Source organism: Photorhabdus temperata, assembly GCF_025384845.1.
GTDB lineage: Bacteria > Pseudomonadota > Gammaproteobacteria > Enterobacterales > Enterobacteriaceae > Photorhabdus > Photorhabdus temperata.
The window spans coordinates 18,903-36,130 of record NZ_JAJAFX010000023.1 but is presented as its reverse complement, the minus strand read 5'-3'; the positions used below and the strand labels follow the sequence as shown (position 1 = coordinate 36,130).

The window sequence follows — 17,228 nt, the reverse complement described above, 5'->3', positions numbered from 1 at the left end:
TTATCAATTCTCAATGGATGTCAGCGGCCTTTGGGCTCGTAAGGTAAACGGGAAAATTGTTTGGATAACTGGCGATAATGCACCAAACGTTGTTGAAAATACTCCCTAAGGTGCGTGGGTTGTTCCTGTTCGACTGTGTCAGGAAGTACCGGCATATTGTAACGTTCTTTAAAAGCTACCCCCGATGCCGCCAAATCAACATTGACTTTATCCATACTTTCTGGAGAAAGCCCGGCCAGATTATGTCCCATAAGTGTCTCGCTGAATTGAAACCCGAATTCACAAAGTGATAAAGTTAATCCAGACTCGCTTTTCTGGCAAGGGCTGAATTGATTATTTTATAAATATAAATAATATTCATTATCATTAAATATAAAAATCTCTGAGTGGATGTTATTTTGTAAATAAAATTCATTTTCATTTAAATATATTAAATGAGATTCATTTCTGTTTGTGTTTTTTGAAAATATATTTATATTTCAATGTAATGCATGTATTTAATTTATTTTTGCTTGTTGGGTTTTATTATTTTAATATAGTTGGCATAATACAGGTAAATTAATAACTGGAGTGCCTATTATGTTAAATCAAGAAATGGTCAATAAATTAAATGAGCAGATGAATCTGGAGTTCTATTCTGCGAATTTATATCTGCAAATGAGTGCATGGTGCAGTGATAATGGGTTAGCAGGCGCCGCCGCGTTTTTTAAATCACATTCTCAGGAAGAAATGCAGCATATGCATCGCTTGTTTGATTATTTGAATGATACTGGTGCGATGCCACGTTTGGGACAGATTGATGCGCCTTCGGCTGATTATGAATCCATATCCCATGTACTGAAGAGAACTTATGAGCATGAGAAATTTATTACTGCTGAAATTAATAAACTTGCCCATTTGGCGATAACTGCGCAGGATTATTCTACTTTTAACTTCCTGCAATGGTATGTAGCAGAACAGCACGAAGAAGAGAAATTATTCAAATCTATCCTTGATAAACTGGATATGGTTGGTGAGGATGGTAAGGCGCTCTTCTTCCTGGATAAGGATCTGAAAAGTCTGGCTGCTGCAAATCCTGTCTGACTGCATGGGATGAATTAACCGCAGTAGTCGACAATAGCTTTGGATATTTAAGGCTAATACTGCGGTTTTCCTTTATTTTTGCGCGATAGTTCACAAGACGAAATTCTCATTGTAAGTTATCGCGGATAAAATAATCCTTTTGATATAAGATGATACCAATTTATAGAAATTCATCTGAAAATTAAGAGGTCATTTATGGCTATCAGCAAAATTCACTCTTTTTGCCGAAAGTTATCTGCTTTAGTGGTTCTTTTTGTCGGCATGTCTTGCCAACAAGCTTTGGCCCATGCGCATTTAACAGAACAAATTCCAGCAGAAGATACGACAGTAGAAAATACACCACAGATAATTACTTTGAGTTTTTCAGAAGGTATTGAGCTGAATTTCAGTAAAGTAAAAGTGACTGGTCCGGAAAATCAACTTATAAAGACGGGTAAATTGAAGCTTGATCCGGCAACCAATACAAAACTTATTCTTCCAGTCGAAGATAAGCTGGTGGCGGGTAAATATGATGTTGACTGGAGCGTAGTCTCTGTTGATGGGCATAAGACTAAAGGCGTCTATAGCTTTACAGTTAAGTAATTATGTCTCTGGCCGCGCTGTATACCCTTTGTCGCTTCACTCATTTCGTGGCAGTCATGTTGATGTTTGGCTTCAGCATATTTACTGCCATGCTGGTTCCCGATCGTTTATCTGTTCTGATTGATACCCGTCTCCGTTTGGGGGTAATTATCAGTACGATTGTGGCACTCATAACGGCAATTGGCTGGTTGGCGATGCAAGCGGGGATAATGGCGGATGGTTGGCAAGATACTTATAATCTGGAAATCTGGCTGGCAGTACTGGGAACAACTTTTGGCAAAGTTTGGCAATGGCAAATACTGGCTTCAATCGTTGCTACAGGGTTATTGTTTATCAATAACCCAAAAACCAGAAATATTACGATGTTAATCATCTCTGCCATTTTACTGTCTTGTCATGCTTTTATCGGCCATTCGGTAATACATGATGGGATAACAGGTGTTTTTCATCAGATTAATCAGGTAATTCACTTATTGAGTGTTGGATATTGGTTTGGTGGATTATGGCCATTTTTGTTGTGCCTGCAATTTTGGCGTATACAAAATGAATTGGCTGTAGGGCTGGATGGACAGATCATGATTTCTATGATGCGTTTTTCCGCGTATGGTCATATTGCAGTAATTCTTATTATTGTTACAGGCACCATAAGTAGCTTGATTTTGCTCCCTGATTGGCCGGAATATAGCGGCAGTGAATATCAATCAATGCTATGGATAAAGATAGCACTGGTGGCGGGTATGGTGGTACTTGCATTAATTAATCGCTATATTCTGGTGCCTAAATTGAGGCAACCCGGCCGCTATCAATTGTTAGTTATCAATAGTTGGGTTGAAATTATGCTTGGAGCGCTGGCTTTATTATGTGTTGCTGTTTTCGCGACTTACCAGCCGGTTTGATTTTCTTAATTTACCCCTGTTGCAGTAGGGGATATTGGTGCAGTCTGTTTCTGACAATAGAATTATAGAGTGAATACGGACTGCGTGCAGAAATCGGAGTGTACAGGTAGTGCGTAAGAATGAATCTGCTTTTCTCGTTCTTATATCTACATTGGTAACTATTATGAAACGTTTATTTTTATTATTTCCCTTGTTTTCTCTCTCTTTTCAAAGTATTGCTGCACCTATTGAAACGGTGAGTAAGCTACAGTTTGGTAATAAATGGGCATTTACACGGGAAGAAGTGATGTTGGATTGCAGAGCAAATCAGGCTCTGTTTGTGATTAATCCAAGTACGTTAGTGCAATATCCATTGAATGATATAGCCACAGAGATGATGAGGATAGGGAAAGTGAATGCGAAGTCTTTGGATATTATTCTATTGAATGATAGCGAAAATCCGGCTCAAAAAATGAGTATAGAGCCATTCCAGCAAGCAGCTTTAGCATTGTGTGATAAAAAATAATGCCATTGAGTTAAGCGGTAGCATGATGTTTGGCTATTTATTATCCAAAAAGTTGGTAAAATGCCATATGTCAGCTACGCTTTAAACTGTAAGTTGTTTACGTCTCAATGACACTTTTAGCGCACGGCTCTTTAAGAGCCATTTTCCCTAGGCCGAGTAGAGGAGTCAACTCGGCCTTTTTTTGTCAAAAGTTTTTTGGACATCAGACCACCCTCATAACCCATGCATGTTTTTGTCTGTCATAATGTTTCCTGTATAGCAGAATGTGCTTATCGTTTAGTAAGGCGGGAATACTGGTATGTTCATCCCACCCATCTAACTGCATACAAAGCTCGCGGTCAGAATTACAAGGGATGCTAATGGTCGTGTCGTCTTCTTCGGTAGGTGAAGACAGAATAGCATCATCGATTTCGTAGCTGGAAATTCTTAACTTTGTCTGATTCATGATGGCTCCTTAACTTTTAGTTAACAGGTACGACCAGTAAGGCCATCATTTGAGAATAGATCAAATGACTGAGAATGCCAGTAATAATATTTTCCATGCTGTATTATCGGTAGATGATATTGCTGTTATAATTATCTGTTCTAAAACTTAGTTTTGTCATATTGCTTTTTTCATCTTCGCTATTCTTTGACCTTTTCCACATCTAGTAGGAAATATTTATTTGGTGTGGTCGTAGGAGCTGAAAGTATCAATGATAAAGTGGTAGTGCAATAATTCTACGGATAAATTGTTTGGATGTTTTGTTTTTTACTTCATGAAGCGTTAACTCTAAAATGAAAGAAACTAATGATTGGTACGGTTATCAGATAATTGATCTTTATAATTGTGGAATAATTCAGTCTGATTTTTATTGCGTGAGGGCATTGAGACGCTTACAGTGAATCATATTCATACTGGCTGCACATTTTTAATGTTTTGGTAAGAGGTGTGACATCTCACTAGCCTTTACCTATGCTCAATAAATATAATAAAGAATATCTTATTAAAGACAGTAAAAAATTTACGTCAGTGTGACAGGCTGTTAACCTTATTGTTATGGGCATTTGATATTTTTTTGATATAAAAAATAGAGATGCGTTTTGTAAATTTCATCGGATAGGTCAATATGAATAAAAATGAGTTCTATCGGGAGCTTGCAGCGGACTTAAAAGCTCTGTTGTCTGGTGAGTTTGACTTAATAGCGACGTTCGCTAATGCCAGTGCATTGTTGTATGAACGCTTGCATGACGTTAACTGGGTCGGTTTTTACCTGATTGATGGTGATACGTTGGTTCTGGGACCATTTCAGGGAAAAGTTGCCTGTGTGAGAATACCTGTTGGCAAGGGGGTATGTGGAACTGCTGTATCAGAAAAGCGTATTCAGCGTGTTGATGATGTTCATGCATTCCCCGGTCATATTGCTTGTGATGCTGCCAGTAACGCTGAAATTGTGTTGCCATTAATCGTAAACGATAGAATCATTGGTGTATTGGATATTGATAGCACGATTTTTAATAGGTTCGACGAAAAAGACGAATTTGGCTTACAAGTCCTTATTGATGGGCTTTGTGCTCATTTAGAACAGTGCGTTGCGCCGAAATATGTTGAATTGAATGTAACTTAACATATGGATAACGTGGCATTTATCAGCAACGCTATTATAATGACGCCAGTTCATGCCTATGCTGGTTGGCAAAACCGTTGTAATCAGGAAATTTCATGGAAAATCAACCTAAGTTGAATAGTAGTAAAGAAATTATTGCTTTTTTAGCTGAGCGTTTCCCGCTCTGTTTCGTAGCCGAAGGTGAAGCTCGTCCTTTAAAGATCGGTATTTTTCAGGATATCGTTGAACGTATCCAGGACGAAGAGTGTTTAAGTAAAACACAATTGCGCTCTGCCTTGCGTCTGTATACATCAAGTTGGCGTTACCTGTATGGTGTTAAAGAGGGCGCGCAGCGTGTTGACCTTGATGGTAATTCATGCGGTGAACTGGAAGCGGAACACATTGAACACGCTCTCCAGCAACTGACTGAAGCCAAAGCACGGGTTCAGGCACAGCGTGCAGAACAAAGAGCTAAAAAACGTGAAGCTGAAAATGCGGCTGCCGGTGAAAAAAATGAACGGCCTGTAGCCAAAAAGCCAGCTCCTCGTCGTCGTGCCAATAATACTGAAGGGGAAAAACGGCAGCCACGCCAACAAAATCGCCCTCAGCAAGCACGTAAACCGGCGGCTAAACCTGCTCAACTTGTACCGACTCAGAGCACCGATGTTTCATCGCTGAAAATTGGTCAGGAAATTAAAGTAAGAGTGGGTAAAAGCTCGATGGATGCTTCTGTGCTTGAAATCGCCAAAGACGGTGTACGGGTACAATTGTCTTCCGGTTTAGCGATGATTGTACGCGCAGAACATTTACAGTTCTGATACGGAGGCCAACCTGGGCATGAACACATTCGTCAGACTGGCTTTTGTCTTAGGCGTTTCAATTTTTGGTACTTGTTATGCAAATACAAACAGTCCAGCGGCTGTTCCTGTTCGTATTGAACAACTGCCTGTATTGAAGCAAGAGCCTCAGCACTCAACAGTGAGCGAGCGGGTTACATCCCGCTTCACTCGCTCTCATTATCGTCAATTTGGTTTAAATGGTGATTTTTCAGCAAAAATATTTGACCGCTACCTTAATATACTGGACTACAGCCATAATATATTACTGGCGTCAGATGTAGCTCAGTATGCTGATAGGAAAAAGTTGTTAGGCAAGGAATTGGAGAGTGGGAATCTGGAAATCCCGTATGACCTGTTTAATTTGTTGCAAAAACGCCGCTTTGAGCGATATCAATACGCTTTATCTCGTCTTGAGCAGCCAATGAATTTTGGTGGTAACGATACAATTGATGTTGATCGTTCCAAAGCCCCTTGGCCGCAGAATATCGAAGAGTTAAATAAACTTTGGGATGCTAAAGTTAAATATGATTGGCTCAATCTCAAACTCACTGGCAAAGACGATAAAGAAATTAAACAAGTGCTGACCAAGCGCTATCAGTCTGCGTTAAAACGCCTAACACAAAGTCAGAGTGAAGATGTTTTCCAATTGATTATGACGGCGTTTGCCCGTGAAATTGATCCTCATACCAATTATCTTTCACCACGCAATACTGAACAGTTTAACTCAGAGATGAGTCTTTCCCTGGAAGGGATAGGTGCTGTTTTACAGATAGATGATGATTATACCGTCATAAATTCTATGGTTGCCGGTGGACCTGCCGCCAAGAGCAAAGCGTTAAAAGTGGGTGATAAGATTATCGGCGTCGCTCAGTCAGGGAAGTCCATGGTGGATATTATTGGCTGGCGTCTGGATGATGTGGTTGCACTGATTAAAGGCCCTAAAGGCAGTAAAGTACGGCTTGAGGTTATTTCTGATACCAAAGGGGCAAAACCACGTACTATCACTTTGACTCGTGAACAGATCCGTCTGGAAGATCGGGCAGTGAAGATGTCAGTCAAGACAATTGGTAAGGAAAAAGTGGGCGTTCTTGATGTCCCAGGTTTTTATGTTGGCTTGACTGATAATGTTAAAACTCAATTACAAAAACTGACTAAACAGCATGTCAGTGCCATTGTTATTGATCTGCGTAGTAATGGGGGTGGTGCACTGACAGAAGCAGTTTCTTTGTCTGGCCTGTTTCTCCCAAGTGGCCCGGTTGTGCAAGTCAGGGATAATAACGGGAAAATCCGCCAGGATTCCGATACTGATGAAATGGTGTACTATAAAGGGCCTTTGGTTGTCCTGGTAGACCGGTTTAGTGCTTCCGCTTCTGAGATTTTTGCCGCGGCAATGCAGGATTATGGGCGGGCGCTGATTGTTGGTGAGCCTACGTTTGGTAAAGGTACGGTTCAGCAATATCGTTCTTTGAGTCGAATTTACGATCAAATGATGCGTCCTGATTGGCCATCACTGGGTTCTGTTCAATATACAATTCAGAAATTCTATCGTGTGAATGGCGGTAGCACCCAGCGTAAAGGTGTTACACCTGATATTGTGATGCCAACGGGGGTTGATCCGGCAGAAACAGGGGAAAGTTTTGAAGATAATGCTTTGCCTTGGGATAGCGTTCCTCCTGCCCGTTATACCGGCTCTAAAGTTATTGCAGGGTTAATTCCGCAGTTGAATGTGGCTCATACTACCCGCATCGCGGATGATCCAGAGTTCAAATATATCAATGAGGACATTGCGCACTATAAGGCAATGAAAGAGCATAAGAACATTGTTTCTCTTAACTATGCACAAAGAGAGAAAGAGAACAAAGAAGATGATGCTTTAAAACTGAACCGGATTAATGATCGCTTTAAGCGCGAGGGTAAAAAACTGTTAACCTCACTGGATGATTTACCTAAAGATTATCAGGGTCCGGATCCCTATCTTGATGAATCAGTGAAAATTGCACTTGATTTGGCGCACCAACCTGCTGAGAAAATATTAGCTAAATCTAAGTAGAGTCATTTTTAAGTAGCCCGTTAACGATGTCTAATACCCGTTCACTTGAGATGTTTTGAGTGGACGGTGTATTGGGCTTTTAGTCTCCATATAAACGGTGCTTTTTGAAGTGTTCTCCCTTTTCTTCAGGAAGGATGAACTGTTTCACATTTTCTCTGTGTTACCGGGTATCGGAGTATTTTGCTTAACCAATTGGTGTTAGGCTGGTACCGGTTTTTTATAATTTTGTAAAGTTGTGTTGATTTTATCGCTTGAAGAGTTCAAAGCCTTGAATATAGCAAGAACAGCCTTATTTATAGATTAACTCTGAAAGTGCATTGATTATTAATAAAGGAAGCCGGTTTTTATGATGCGAATTGCTTTGTTCCTCCTCACTAACCTTGCTGTTATGTTGGTGTTCGGGATAATACTTTCTCTGACAGGAATTCAGGGAAGTAGCGTACAAGGTTTAATGATTATGGCTGGTCTGTTCGGTTTCGGTGGGTCGTTTATTTCCCTGCTGATGTCCAAATGGATGGCCTTGCGTTCTGTTGGTGGTCAGGTTATTGAACAGCCAGCAAATGAAGTTGAACATTGGTTAGTTGAAACTGTTCGCCGTCAGGCGGAACAGGTCAATATTACGATGCCACAGGTTGCGATTTATGCTGCACCTGACATTAATGCCTTTGCTACCGGCGCTCGTCGTAATGCTTCTCTGGTCGCTGTTAGTACTGGCCTGTTGGATAATATGAGTAGGGCAGAAGCGGAAGCTGTTATTGCCCATGAGATTAGTCATATCGCTAACGGTGATATGGTGACGATGACTTTGCTGCAAGGGATAGTCAATACCTTCGTTATCTTCATTTCCCGTCTGTTGGCTCAGGCTGTATCAGGTTTTCTGTCTGGTAATAATGAAGAAGAAGAGGGTAACTCTTCTGGTAACCCGATCGTTTACATGGTTGTTTCAATGGTGCTGGAAATCGTATTCGGTATTCTGGCAAGTATTATCACCATGTGGTTCTCCCGTTACCGCGAATTCCATGCAGATGCGGGATCCGCTAAGTTGGTAGGCCGTGAGAAGATGATTGCTGCTTTGCAGCGTCTGAAAACCAGTTATGAGCCGCAGGAAGAGGGCAGTATGATGGCATTCTGTATTAATGGTAAATCCAAGACGTTCAGTGAGCTGTTTCTGTCTCACCCACCATTAGACAAACGTATTGAAGCTCTACGTAGTGGGCAGTACTTGAATAAATAATATTGCGAATAAAATAAAAAAGCCGAAGAATGATGTATTCTTCGGCTTTTTTTATGATTTTTGAAATTCAAATCATAGCTGATTTAACTGAACTTCTTCTTCCTGATTGAAGGTGGTTTTATCAGTTTGCCCCATTAACTGGCTGGTAATTGTACCGGCGGTCATTGAACCACTCACATTCAGCGCGGTACGGCCCATATCAATAAGAGGCTCAACAGAAATCAACAGTGCAATTAGCGTTACAGGTAATCCCATTGCGGGTAAGACAATCAGTGCGGCAAATGTGGCGCCGCCGCCCACACCAGCAACGCCCGCGGAGCTGATAGTCACAATACCAACCAGCGTTGCAATCCATACAGGATCAAATGGGTTTATGCCTACTGTCGGCGCAACCATGACTGCCAGCATGGCAGGATAAATCCCGGCGCAACCATTCTGACCAATTGTTGAGCCGAAAGATGCTGAGAAACTGGCGATAGATTCCGGTACACCGATACGGCGTGTCTGGGTTTCAACATTCAGTGGGATACTGGCTGCACTTGAACGGCTAGTGAATGCAAAGGTCAATACCGGCCAGATTTTTTTGAAAAATTTAAGTGGATTGATACCAGTGAGAGAGAGCAGAAACCCGTGAGCAACAAACACCAGCGCCAGTGCAATGTAGGATGCGATAACAAAGCTGCCCAGTTTCGCAATTTCGTGGATATTGGAGTTGGCGACAACTTTGGTCATCAGAGCCATAACACCGTATGGTGTCAGGCGCATAACCAGGCGAACCAGTTTCATTGCCCATGCTTGCATAATATCGATAGCGGCTAATACACGTTCACCACGTTCGCGGTCATCTTTCAGCATTTGTAGTGCAGCAATCCCCAGGAAGGTCGCAAAAATAACAACACTGATAACAGATGTTGGATTGGTGCCGGCTAAATCAGCAAATGGGTTTTTAGGAATAAAAGATAAAATTAACTGCGGCACAGACAAATCAGAGATTTTGCCTATGTAGTTGTTCTCGATAGCCGACAGGCGTGCTGTTTCTTGGGTTCCTTGCACCAGACCTTCAGCAGTCAGGCCGAATAGGTTAGTAATAATGATACCGATCAGCGCTGCGATCATTGTAGTGAACAACAGGCTGCCGATGGTCAGAAAACTGATTTTTCCTAGAGAAGATGCTTTATGCAATCTGGCAACAGCGCTTAGAATAGAGGCAAATACCAGCGGCATAATCACCATTTGCAGAAGTTGTACATAGCCGTTACCTACAATATTGAACCATAAGATTGATTCTTTTAGTGTGGCATTATCAGCTCCATAAGTCAGTTGTAGCGCCAGACCAAAAATAACGCCAATGGCGAGGCCGAAAAGAACCTTTTTTGACAGACTCCATTGGTGTGAGCTGGCTTTTGACAACAGCAAAAGCAGTGCTGCGAAAACGAGCACATTCAGAATTAATGGTAAGTTCATCCACAAACTCCAGATTTTAATTATTGAGGGAGTTAAGCTGTATTAATCGAGTTAAGTTATAAACTTATACCCTACAGCAAGTAATTGAGAATATGGTACCAGCTAAGGTTATCGGCTCTTATAATTAAATCGAATTTGATATAATAATCATGGCAATTAAGATTGATTTTTACGCGATTATAACATTAAAAATATTTTCAAAGGTTATTAAAAACACAGTTTTTTGATGTAATCTATATAAATAAGTATAGAGTAATCAATATGTTCTGGCAGAAAAACGGCAATGACAATCAGTAAGGCAGAAATAAATCTTTCTGCTTTCTTATTTCCTTGTTTGCCAAGTACAGGCAGGCAGAAACGTATTTTTATTGGCCATAACAGTGGTACGCCAGCGGGAGTCAGCATATCCGCTACCAGATGACTTAGATAGCCAACAATCATGGCATGGAAAAAATCGGTTGGTACAGGCCACTCTTCTGGTATTTTGAGCCAAAGTAAAGCGATACCTAATGCAAGAGCAAGTAAACTGTGAGTAAACCCTCTATGGCCACATAGTTTGGCAATTGGAATGGAGATAAATCTGAATAATCTCCCCAGGGTTGAATTTGGGTGATCTATATCTGGTAACAATGCAGTAAGTAGCACGCCTGGTAGCATGTGCAACCAGTCACCATTGGCTATTTCTGGTGTTATTTCAAGTTTGTGCGCCATAATAATACTGGCAACTGAAAATAAAAGATGCCCTTCAGCGGTCATATAATTCCTCTGACTGATAACTGTCTATCCATACAGTTGGCGAAGTATAGTGGGTTTTATGCGGGTAAGATAGGGGGTGAAAAGCAAAAATATCTTATTTATTAATATATAAAGTTAATATTTTATCAGATTTTCATTTGACAGAATAAGGAATAAACGCTACGGCGGCTATGTGAGCAATTAGAAACTGCCATTTAAACAGATAATGGCAGCTAAAGTTATGGTCAGATGATATCTGTTACACTTAATTGTTCAAGTGAGCGTAGTTTAATATCTGCTAATGTCCAACGTAGATCATCAAAATGATGGGCTGTTGGAACAACGATTGAACGCATTCTTGCTGCTTTTGTCGCTATCATTCCATTAAATGAATCTTCCAGGGTCACACAACTTATGGGGGAAACACTCAGTTGTTCAGCAGCGAGCAAATAAACTTCGGGATGGGGTTTACTGTTGGGTAATTTGGCAGCAGAAACGACAGTATCAAAATAATGACTCAAGTTGAACATCTCAAGTACTTGTTCCAACATATATTGTGGAGAAGCTGAGGCCAGCCCGATTTTCAGCCCTTGTTCACGGCAAAGGTTTAAAGCATATTCGGCGCCTGGGAGCAGGGGACGGTTTTCTTTTACCTGTCTGATAACATGATCAATAATCCGCTGTTCCACTTCTGATTTTGATGCGCCTTGCCACGGAGAAGCTTGGTACCAGAGCTCCACAACATGGTCAATACGCAACCCAAGAGTATCTGGTAGTGTCTTTGCTAAAGATAAATCCAGACCTAATTCACTGAATACTTCTTTTTCTCCTTGGGTCCAATATGGTTCAGAGTCAATCAGTAAACCGTCCATATCAAAAATGACTGCTTTTATTGGTAAATGAAAAGACATGAGTATCTCCCACAGGTCAGACAGTTAGCGAGAACTGATTGTAGCAATCTCGGCAGATGAAATCTTTTTCTTGTGGGGAACAGGGTAAGAAATGCTTAGTTAATTAAATATAAAGTTAAATTTAATCATTGATGGGCTATGATTAGCCAAAAATAAAATCTATTTACTGCTATGAGAGGTATCATGACTTACCAAAAAGCCGGATACATTGCTATTATTAAGCGAGTTTTAGGTTGGGTGATTTTTATTCCGGCACTCTTATCGACCATCGTTTCTGTGATCAATCTTGCCTGGTTGCATGGTATTAAAGGTAGTGGCATTAATGCTGTTTTAGATGACTTTCTGAAAATGATGGCTGAAATGGTGCGCTTTAATACGTCATTTTTGGATTTTTTCTGGAAAAATTCGCCAACTCCTGTTCGTTTGGCTGGTTTCACTGGGGAAAATATGAGCTTTCTGATTATTTATTTTCTTATTTTTGTCGGTCTTGCTATGAATGCATCAGGCCAGCGTATGTATAGACAAGTAAAATTTGTACGTGAAAATATTGAAGATCAGTTGATTATTGAAAAGGTCAAAGACAATGGTGGCCTGACAAGAGAACAGATTGAATCAAGAATCAAACTTCCGCACCATACATTGTTTAGTCAGATTTATATTTTATATGTTTCACCGGTAATTATCGGTGCAATTTTTTATTTTCTGCTGGGAATTTTAGGCTGGTAAATCTTCTGGCGGTGATGGCTGCGGAATGAAGTGTTTCCGCAGCCCGTTGTTTCTTCATTGCATAATGTCATCGATAATATCTTGCGCCGCAATAAAATTATCACTACCAAACAGATTACAACGGTTAAGCAAATAATAGAGCTGATATACAGGTTGTCGATCAATAAAATTGGCAGGCAGTGGCCACACACTCTGATAACCATCAAAAATTTGCATTGGTAGATTAGGGTACAACGGTAGCATAGCAAAATCACACTCACGATCTCCCCAATAACAAGCAGGATCGAAAGCAACGGCGTGATCATCCAGAGAAGCGCAATTAGCAGGCCAAAGATCGCCATGTAAGAGAGAGGGCTGTGGTTGGTGATGTTGAAGCTTGTTACTTATGACCCGAACAATATTATCAATATCACCAAATATCATGCCTTTTTCTGCTGCAATCTGTAATTGCCAACCAATTCGTTTCTCTGCATAAAACTGATGCCAACGTCGTTGCCAACCGTTTGGTTGTGGTGTTGTTGCCAGCATATTGTCAAAATCAAAGCCGAATTGGGGTTGCTCACTCCACTGATGAAGTTTTGCCAATTGTTGACCGAAACAATAAGCATTGTGTGGGTTAAAAGATTTTAAAGGCAGAAATTCAAGTAACAGAAAACTGTAGTCTCGATCACAGCCAACACCATAAACCGCTGGGACACGAATAGTTTGACTGCGTGCCAGTAGTTCAAGTTGTTCAGATTCTGCTTTGAAGACCGGGAGCATTTCCTTCAGATTTGATTTGACAAAAACTTGCCGTTCGCCATGAATGACTTGCCAGGCTTGATGGATATCGCCTCCAGTTAACGCAGTTTTATCGTGAATTTCGGCAGCACCGAAATATTCATTTAGCAAACGATTTACTGCCTGCCACATGGTTCACCTCTCTAAATCGTCAATCACTTTTATGAACAATTATAGTCAGAGAAAATATATGAGTCGGTAAAAAAGATGATTAGCGGGGTTATATCTTAAAACAGATATAACCCTTTTTGTTATTAATTCGGTTCGTCGGAGACTTGGAGAGTAGCTTGATGGGTTTTATGTTTGAGTTTCGTTCTTGCCTGCTTTATCTGGTTGTAACTCAGTGCCAGTGTAAAGAAAATAGCCTGGACAATAACAATGCATGGCCCTGTTGCACCATCAATATGGAAACTAATCAATGTACCAAGAACACAGGAGCTGACCGACGCAACAGTAGCGACAATTAACATTCGGTCAAAACTGCGGCATAGCATAAAAGCGATAATTCCCGGCGATATTAACATGGCAATAACCAGAATCATTCCCACAGCTTGTAGGGAGGCGACAATAGTCATTGCCAGCAAACAAAGTAAACCGTAATGTAAAAATTTAACAGGTAACCCTACTACGCGTGCTTGGTTCGGATCAAAGCAATAGAGCATGAAATCTTTACGTTTTAGCAGTACCACCGCCATGGTAATACCGGTAATCCATAATGTTTGATTCAATTCATCTTTGGTGATCCCCAGCATATTACCAAACAGAATGTGAGTGAGGTGTTGATCGGTATCCATTCGGGCAAAAAGAACTAAACCAAAAGCAAACATGCCGGAAAAGACGATTCCCATCACAGTATCTTCTTTTATCCGGCTGTGTTCTTTCAGATATCCTGTTGCAAAAGCGCAAAAAATACCAGAAAGAAACGCGCCGATAGCCAGAGGTATCCCGGCAGCGAAAGCCAGTACAATCCCCGGTAATACGGCGTGAGAGATAGCATCTCCCATTAACGACCACCCTTTAAGTACCAGGTAACAAGAGAGCATCGCACATACTACGCCTGTCACAATGGCTGCGAACATTGCCCGTTGCATGAATGGAAACATAAACGGCTCAGTGATTAATTGAATCAACTGGTTCATAGTGGTGTCTCCTTAGCCAATGCCACGGATTCTTTTCTGGCACGTATACGGGATGCGACTAATCCGTGTTTTGGTGCAAAGAAGAACGCCAATAGGAAAATAACGGTTTGCAGCGTGACAATAACACCGCCGGTGGCGCCATTAAGGAAGAAACTTAAATAAGCACCAAACGCACTGGTCAGGGAGCCAATAGCCACTGCAATTATCAGTAAGTGTTTAAAACGGTCAGTCAGTAAATAGGCGGTTGCTCCTGGCGTTACTACCATTGCAATGACCAGAATAGCGCCGACAGTTTGTAAGGCAGCAACGGTACAGGCACTCAGTAAAGTAAAAAAAATGATTTTCATCCGTAGGGGAGATAAACCAATAGAACGTGCATGGGTTTCGTCGAAGAACACAACCAGCAAATCTTTCCAAATAAGCATTAACACGATAAATGAAACCGCAATGATAATTTCAACCTGGAGAACATCTTCATCAGCGATACCGAGGATATTGCCGAGGATAATGGTTTGTACGTTAACGGATGTGGGATTGAGAGAAACGATCAATAAGCCGGCAGCAAAGAAAGTAGAAAATATAAACCCGATCACCGCATCTTCACGTAAGCGAGTGATATGGCGAACGAGAGTCATTGATAGCGCTGCCAACATGCCGGTAAAAAAAGCGCCGCCTGCGTAAGGAAGACCCAGTGCGTAAGCACCGGCGACACCAGGCACAACTGAGTGAGAGAGCGCATCTCCCATTAGTGACCAGCCTTTTAGCATTAGATAGGCAGAAAGAAAGGCACAAACGGCACCGACAATCGAGCTGACCCAGATAGCTTTCACCATGTAGTTATAGTGAAAAGGTTGCAGCAAAAGTTCTATCATGGTTGACGTTTCTCCTTTTGCTGGGTTTGCCTCGGTGGAACATGATGGTCCTGACCGTAAAACACCGCGGCACGTTCATCATCAGTAATAACCGTCAGGGAACGCGGATCATCATCATTATGCAACTCCGGCCCGGATAGATTAATGTGACGAAGTACTCCACCAAAAGTCATCTCCAAATTCTTCTGGGTGAACGTTGTTTCTGTCGGGCCACTTGCCAGAACAGTCCGGTTGATCAGGATAACGTGGTCACAGAATTCGGGAACACTGCCAAGGTTGTGGGTTGAGACTAAAACCAGATGACCCTCATCACGTAAATCACATAGCAGGTCAATGATGGCATTTTCTGTTTTTACATCAACACCGGTAAAAGGTTCATCCAGTAACAGAACTTTTCCTTCCTGAGCCAGCGCTCTTGCAAGAAAAACCCGTTTTTTTTGCCCGCCTGAGAGCTCTCCAATTTGCCGGTTGCGCAGAGCTGTCAAGCCAACACGTTCAAGTGCTTCATCAACAGCCTGGTGATCCTTCTTGCCTGGGATTCTCAAAAACCCCATTTTGCCGTAGCGGCCCATCATAACGACATCAGAAACCAGTACTGGGAAGTTCCAGTCGACTTCTTCTGTCTGAGGGACATACGCGATGATATTTTTCTTTAACGCACTTTTGACAGGCATATCGCTCAGGGTAACTTTCCCCTGAGATGGGTTTACCAGCCCCATAATGGTCTTAAACAGTGTGGACTTACCACTGCCATTAATGCCAACCAATGCACAGATAGTACCGCCGGTGATAGAAAAACTGGCGTCATAAATAGCAGTGTGACCGTTGTTATAAGTCACAGTGGCGTCATCAACCACTAAATGAGGACGTTCAAACAGCATATTGCTATTCATTGATTAAATCCTTTTGCGATTGTATCTACAGTTTTGTTCAGTAAGTCAATATAAGTTGGTACTGGCCCGTCACTGCCGGAGAGTGAATCTACATAAAGAACGCCACCATAACGGGCATCGGTTTCTTTACTGACTTGTTTGGCTGGTTTATCGGAAATGGTACTTTCGCTGAACACAACCGGGATCTTATTTTCTCTTACCGTATCAATTACATGACGAACTTGTTGTGGTGAACCTTGTTCTTCCGCATTGATTGGCCACAGATAAACTTCCTTGAATTGATAATCTTTAGCCAGATAGCTAAAAGCCCCTTCACTGGTGACTAACCAACGTTGATCCTGTGGAATCCGGGCAAGACGCTCTCTCAGTGGAGAATCCAGTTGGGCGATTTTTTCAGCATAGGATTTGGCATTCCTATTATAAATCTCTGCATTTTCAGGATCATATTTCACAAATGCTTTGCGGATATTTTCAATATAAACCAAAGCGTTGGTTGGTGACATCCAGGCGTGAGGGTTAGGGTTTCCGTTGTAAGGCCCTTCACGAATAGATAATGGTGTAATGCCTTCAGTAATAACAACAGCGGGCACATCTTTGAGGTTTTCAAAGAAACGTTCGAACCAGCGTTCCAGATTCAATCCATTCCAAAGGATCAAATCAGCATGTTGAGATTTTATAATATCTTTGGGAGTAGGTTGATAATCATGGATTTCAGCACCTGGTTTAGTTATTGATTCAACAATTGCAGCATCGCCAGCTACATTTTGTGCTATATCCTGAATGATAGTAAAAGTGGTGACGACTTTGAATTTTTTTGCGGCGGATACCTGCTGGCTAAATAAGATTATGGATAAGAGAATCAATATGATTCCTGGTATAGGGTAAGGAAGCAGAGAGAGTTTCTTTTTCATGAATTCAAACCTTTACTTGTTA

General features: G+C 41.4%; 19 protein-coding genes. 9 read left to right on the top strand and 10 right to left on the bottom strand.

Annotated elements, in window-relative coordinates:
• Positions 1–20 precede the first annotated feature (20 nt).
• Positions 21–251, bottom strand: coding sequence for a DNA polymerase III subunit theta (locus LGZ99_RS10740; RefSeq protein ID WP_021324230.1), 231 nt, complete (start codon positions 249–251; stop codon positions 21–23).
• A gap of 328 nt (positions 252–579) precedes the next feature.
• Between LGZ99_RS10740 and ftnA the strand changes: the two genes are divergently transcribed.
• From ftnA to LGZ99_RS10720, 4 genes are all read left to right on the top strand, one after another.
• Positions 580–1,083, top strand: a complete 504-nt coding sequence (gene ftnA, locus LGZ99_RS10735; RefSeq protein ID WP_021324229.1) for a non-heme ferritin — start codon at positions 580–582, stop codon at positions 1,081–1,083.
• A gap of 195 nt (positions 1,084–1,278) precedes the next feature.
• Positions 1,279–1,665: a CopC domain-containing protein YobA gene (gene yobA, locus LGZ99_RS10730; RefSeq protein ID WP_036837988.1), complete on the top strand. Its 387-nt coding sequence runs from the start codon at positions 1,279–1,281 to the stop codon at positions 1,663–1,665.
• A gap of 2 nt (positions 1,666–1,667) precedes the next feature.
• Positions 1,668–2,561, top strand: a complete 894-nt coding sequence (copD, locus tag LGZ99_RS10725; RefSeq protein ID WP_036837990.1) for a copper homeostasis membrane protein CopD — start codon at positions 1,668–1,670, stop codon at positions 2,559–2,561.
• Positions 2,562–2,724: 163 nt separating this feature from the next.
• Positions 2,725–3,066: a YebY family protein gene (locus tag LGZ99_RS10720; RefSeq protein ID WP_023044046.1), complete on the top strand. Its 342-nt coding sequence runs from the start codon at positions 2,725–2,727 to the stop codon at positions 3,064–3,066.
• Between the two features lie 202 nt (positions 3,067–3,268).
• Here the strand turns inward: LGZ99_RS10720 and LGZ99_RS10715 are convergent, their stop codons facing one another.
• A complete protein-coding gene (locus tag LGZ99_RS10715) occupies positions 3,269–3,511 on the bottom strand; it encodes a DUF1480 family protein (RefSeq protein ID WP_021324225.1) in 243 nt (80 codons plus the stop codon).
• A gap of 664 nt (positions 3,512–4,175) precedes the next feature.
• On the opposite strand from LGZ99_RS10715, the gene LGZ99_RS10710 reads away from it, so the two are divergent.
• The 4 genes from LGZ99_RS10710 (at position 4,176) to htpX (ending at position 8,775) form a co-directional block, all read left to right on the top strand.
• Positions 4,176–4,673, top strand: a complete 498-nt coding sequence (locus LGZ99_RS10710) for a free L-methionine (R)-S-oxide reductase MsrC (RefSeq protein ID WP_023044045.1) — start codon at positions 4,176–4,178, stop codon at positions 4,671–4,673.
• 95 nt (positions 4,674–4,768) lie between these two features.
• On the top strand, positions 4,769–5,470 hold the full coding sequence (proQ, locus tag LGZ99_RS10705; protein ID WP_023044044.1) for an RNA chaperone ProQ: 702 nt from the start codon (positions 4,769–4,771) through the stop codon (positions 5,468–5,470).
• A gap of 19 nt (positions 5,471–5,489) precedes the next feature.
• On the top strand, positions 5,490–7,541 hold the full coding sequence (prc, locus tag LGZ99_RS10700) for a carboxy terminal-processing peptidase (RefSeq protein WP_023044043.1): 2,052 nt from the start codon (positions 5,490–5,492) through the stop codon (positions 7,539–7,541).
• 346 nt (positions 7,542–7,887) lie between these two features.
• Complete coding sequence (gene htpX, locus LGZ99_RS10695) at positions 7,888–8,775, top strand: protease HtpX (protein ID WP_021324222.1); 888 nt, start codon at positions 7,888–7,890, stop codon at positions 8,773–8,775.
• A gap of 72 nt (positions 8,776–8,847) precedes the next feature.
• Here htpX and LGZ99_RS10690 read toward each other — a convergent pair whose 3' ends face one another.
• The 3 genes from LGZ99_RS10690 to hxpB all read right to left on the bottom strand — a co-directional run bounded on the left by LGZ99_RS10690 (position 8,848) and on the right by hxpB (position 11,885).
• The gene (locus LGZ99_RS10690; protein WP_036837991.1) at positions 8,848–10,239 is read right to left on the bottom strand and encodes an L-cystine transporter; all 1,392 of its coding nucleotides are present in this window, start codon (positions 10,237–10,239) and stop codon (positions 8,848–8,850) included.
• 207 nt (positions 10,240–10,446) lie between these two features.
• The gene (locus tag LGZ99_RS10685; protein ID WP_021324220.1) at positions 10,447–10,995 is read right to left on the bottom strand and encodes a metal-dependent hydrolase; all 549 of its coding nucleotides are present in this window, start codon (positions 10,993–10,995) and stop codon (positions 10,447–10,449) included.
• Between the two features lie 224 nt (positions 10,996–11,219).
• A complete protein-coding gene (gene hxpB / locus LGZ99_RS10680; RefSeq protein ID WP_036837993.1) occupies positions 11,220–11,885 on the bottom strand; it encodes a hexitol phosphatase HxpB in 666 nt (221 codons plus the stop codon).
• 183 nt (positions 11,886–12,068) lie between these two features.
• Here hxpB and LGZ99_RS10675 point away from each other — a divergent pair, with 183 nt between their 5' ends.
• Complete coding sequence (locus LGZ99_RS10675; protein ID WP_021324218.1) at positions 12,069–12,611, top strand: YniB family protein; 543 nt, start codon at positions 12,069–12,071, stop codon at positions 12,609–12,611.
• Between the two features lie 54 nt (positions 12,612–12,665).
• Here LGZ99_RS10675 and LGZ99_RS10670 read toward each other — a convergent pair whose 3' ends face one another.
• The 5 genes from LGZ99_RS10670 to LGZ99_RS10650 form a co-directional block, all read right to left on the bottom strand.
• Positions 12,666–13,523: a fructosamine kinase family protein gene (locus LGZ99_RS10670; RefSeq protein WP_021324217.1), complete on the bottom strand. Its 858-nt coding sequence runs from the start codon at positions 13,521–13,523 to the stop codon at positions 12,666–12,668.
• A 122-nt stretch (positions 13,524–13,645) separates the two neighbouring features.
• Positions 13,646–14,530 (bottom strand): metal ABC transporter permease, encoded by an 885-nt coding sequence (locus tag LGZ99_RS10665; protein WP_021324216.1) that lies wholly within the window; start codon positions 14,528–14,530, stop codon positions 13,646–13,648.
• Positions 14,527–15,402: a metal ABC transporter permease gene (locus LGZ99_RS10660; RefSeq protein WP_021324215.1), complete on the bottom strand. Its 876-nt coding sequence runs from the start codon at positions 15,400–15,402 to the stop codon at positions 14,527–14,529. The genes LGZ99_RS10665 and LGZ99_RS10660 overlap by 4 nt, the downstream gene beginning before the upstream one ends.
• Positions 15,399–16,295 carry a manganese/iron ABC transporter ATP-binding protein gene (locus LGZ99_RS10655; RefSeq protein ID WP_021324214.1) on the bottom strand — a complete coding sequence of 299 codons (897 nt, stop codon included), beginning with the start codon at positions 16,293–16,295 and terminating at the stop codon, positions 15,399–15,401. The genes LGZ99_RS10660 and LGZ99_RS10655 overlap by 4 nt, the downstream gene beginning before the upstream one ends.
• Positions 16,292–17,206, bottom strand: coding sequence for a metal ABC transporter substrate-binding protein (locus LGZ99_RS10650; RefSeq protein WP_023044039.1), 915 nt, complete (start codon positions 17,204–17,206; stop codon positions 16,292–16,294). Before LGZ99_RS10650 ends, LGZ99_RS10655 begins: the two co-directional genes overlap by 4 nt.
• Positions 17,207–17,228: the final 22 nt, after the last annotated feature.

Bases quoted from the DNA above. Each gene is read 5' to 3' on its own strand.
- LGZ99_RS10740 (WP_021324230.1), bottom strand. From the start codon at position 251: ATGGGACATAATCTGGCCGGGCTTTCTCCAGAAAGTATGGATAAAGTC.
- ftnA (WP_021324229.1), top strand. From the start codon at position 580: ATGTTAAATCAAGAAATGGTCAATAAATTAAATGAGCAGATGAATCTG.
- yobA (WP_036837988.1), top strand. From the start codon at position 1,279: ATGGCTATCAGCAAAATTCACTCTTTTTGCCGAAAGTTATCTGCTTTA.
- copD (WP_036837990.1), top strand. From the start codon at position 1,668: ATGTCTCTGGCCGCGCTGTATACCCTTTGTCGCTTCACTCATTTCGTG.
- LGZ99_RS10720 (WP_023044046.1), top strand. From the start codon at position 2,725: ATGAAACGTTTATTTTTATTATTTCCCTTGTTTTCTCTCTCTTTTCAA.
- LGZ99_RS10715 (WP_021324225.1), bottom strand. From the start codon at position 3,511: ATGAATCAGACAAAGTTAAGAATTTCCAGCTACGAAATCGATGATGCT.
- LGZ99_RS10710 (WP_023044045.1), top strand. From the start codon at position 4,176: ATGAATAAAAATGAGTTCTATCGGGAGCTTGCAGCGGACTTAAAAGCT.
- proQ (WP_023044044.1), top strand. From the start codon at position 4,769: ATGGAAAATCAACCTAAGTTGAATAGTAGTAAAGAAATTATTGCTTTT.
- prc (WP_023044043.1), top strand. From the start codon at position 5,490: ATGAACACATTCGTCAGACTGGCTTTTGTCTTAGGCGTTTCAATTTTT.
- htpX (WP_021324222.1), top strand. From the start codon at position 7,888: ATGATGCGAATTGCTTTGTTCCTCCTCACTAACCTTGCTGTTATGTTG.
- LGZ99_RS10690 (WP_036837991.1), bottom strand. From the start codon at position 10,239: ATGAACTTACCATTAATTCTGAATGTGCTCGTTTTCGCAGCACTGCTT.
- LGZ99_RS10685 (WP_021324220.1), bottom strand. From the start codon at position 10,995: ATGACCGCTGAAGGGCATCTTTTATTTTCAGTTGCCAGTATTATTATG.
- hxpB (WP_036837993.1), bottom strand. From the start codon at position 11,885: ATGTCTTTTCATTTACCAATAAAAGCAGTCATTTTTGATATGGACGGT.
- LGZ99_RS10675 (WP_021324218.1), top strand. From the start codon at position 12,069: ATGACTTACCAAAAAGCCGGATACATTGCTATTATTAAGCGAGTTTTA.
- LGZ99_RS10670 (WP_021324217.1), bottom strand. From the start codon at position 13,523: ATGTGGCAGGCAGTAAATCGTTTGCTAAATGAATATTTCGGTGCTGCC.
- LGZ99_RS10665 (WP_021324216.1), bottom strand. From the start codon at position 14,530: ATGAACCAGTTGATTCAATTAATCACTGAGCCGTTTATGTTTCCATTC.
- LGZ99_RS10660 (WP_021324215.1), bottom strand. From the start codon at position 15,402: ATGATAGAACTTTTGCTGCAACCTTTTCACTATAACTACATGGTGAAA.
- LGZ99_RS10655 (WP_021324214.1), bottom strand. From the start codon at position 16,295: ATGAATAGCAATATGCTGTTTGAACGTCCTCATTTAGTGGTTGATGAC.
- LGZ99_RS10650 (WP_023044039.1), bottom strand. From the start codon at position 17,206: ATGAAAAAGAAACTCTCTCTGCTTCCTTACCCTATACCAGGAATCATA.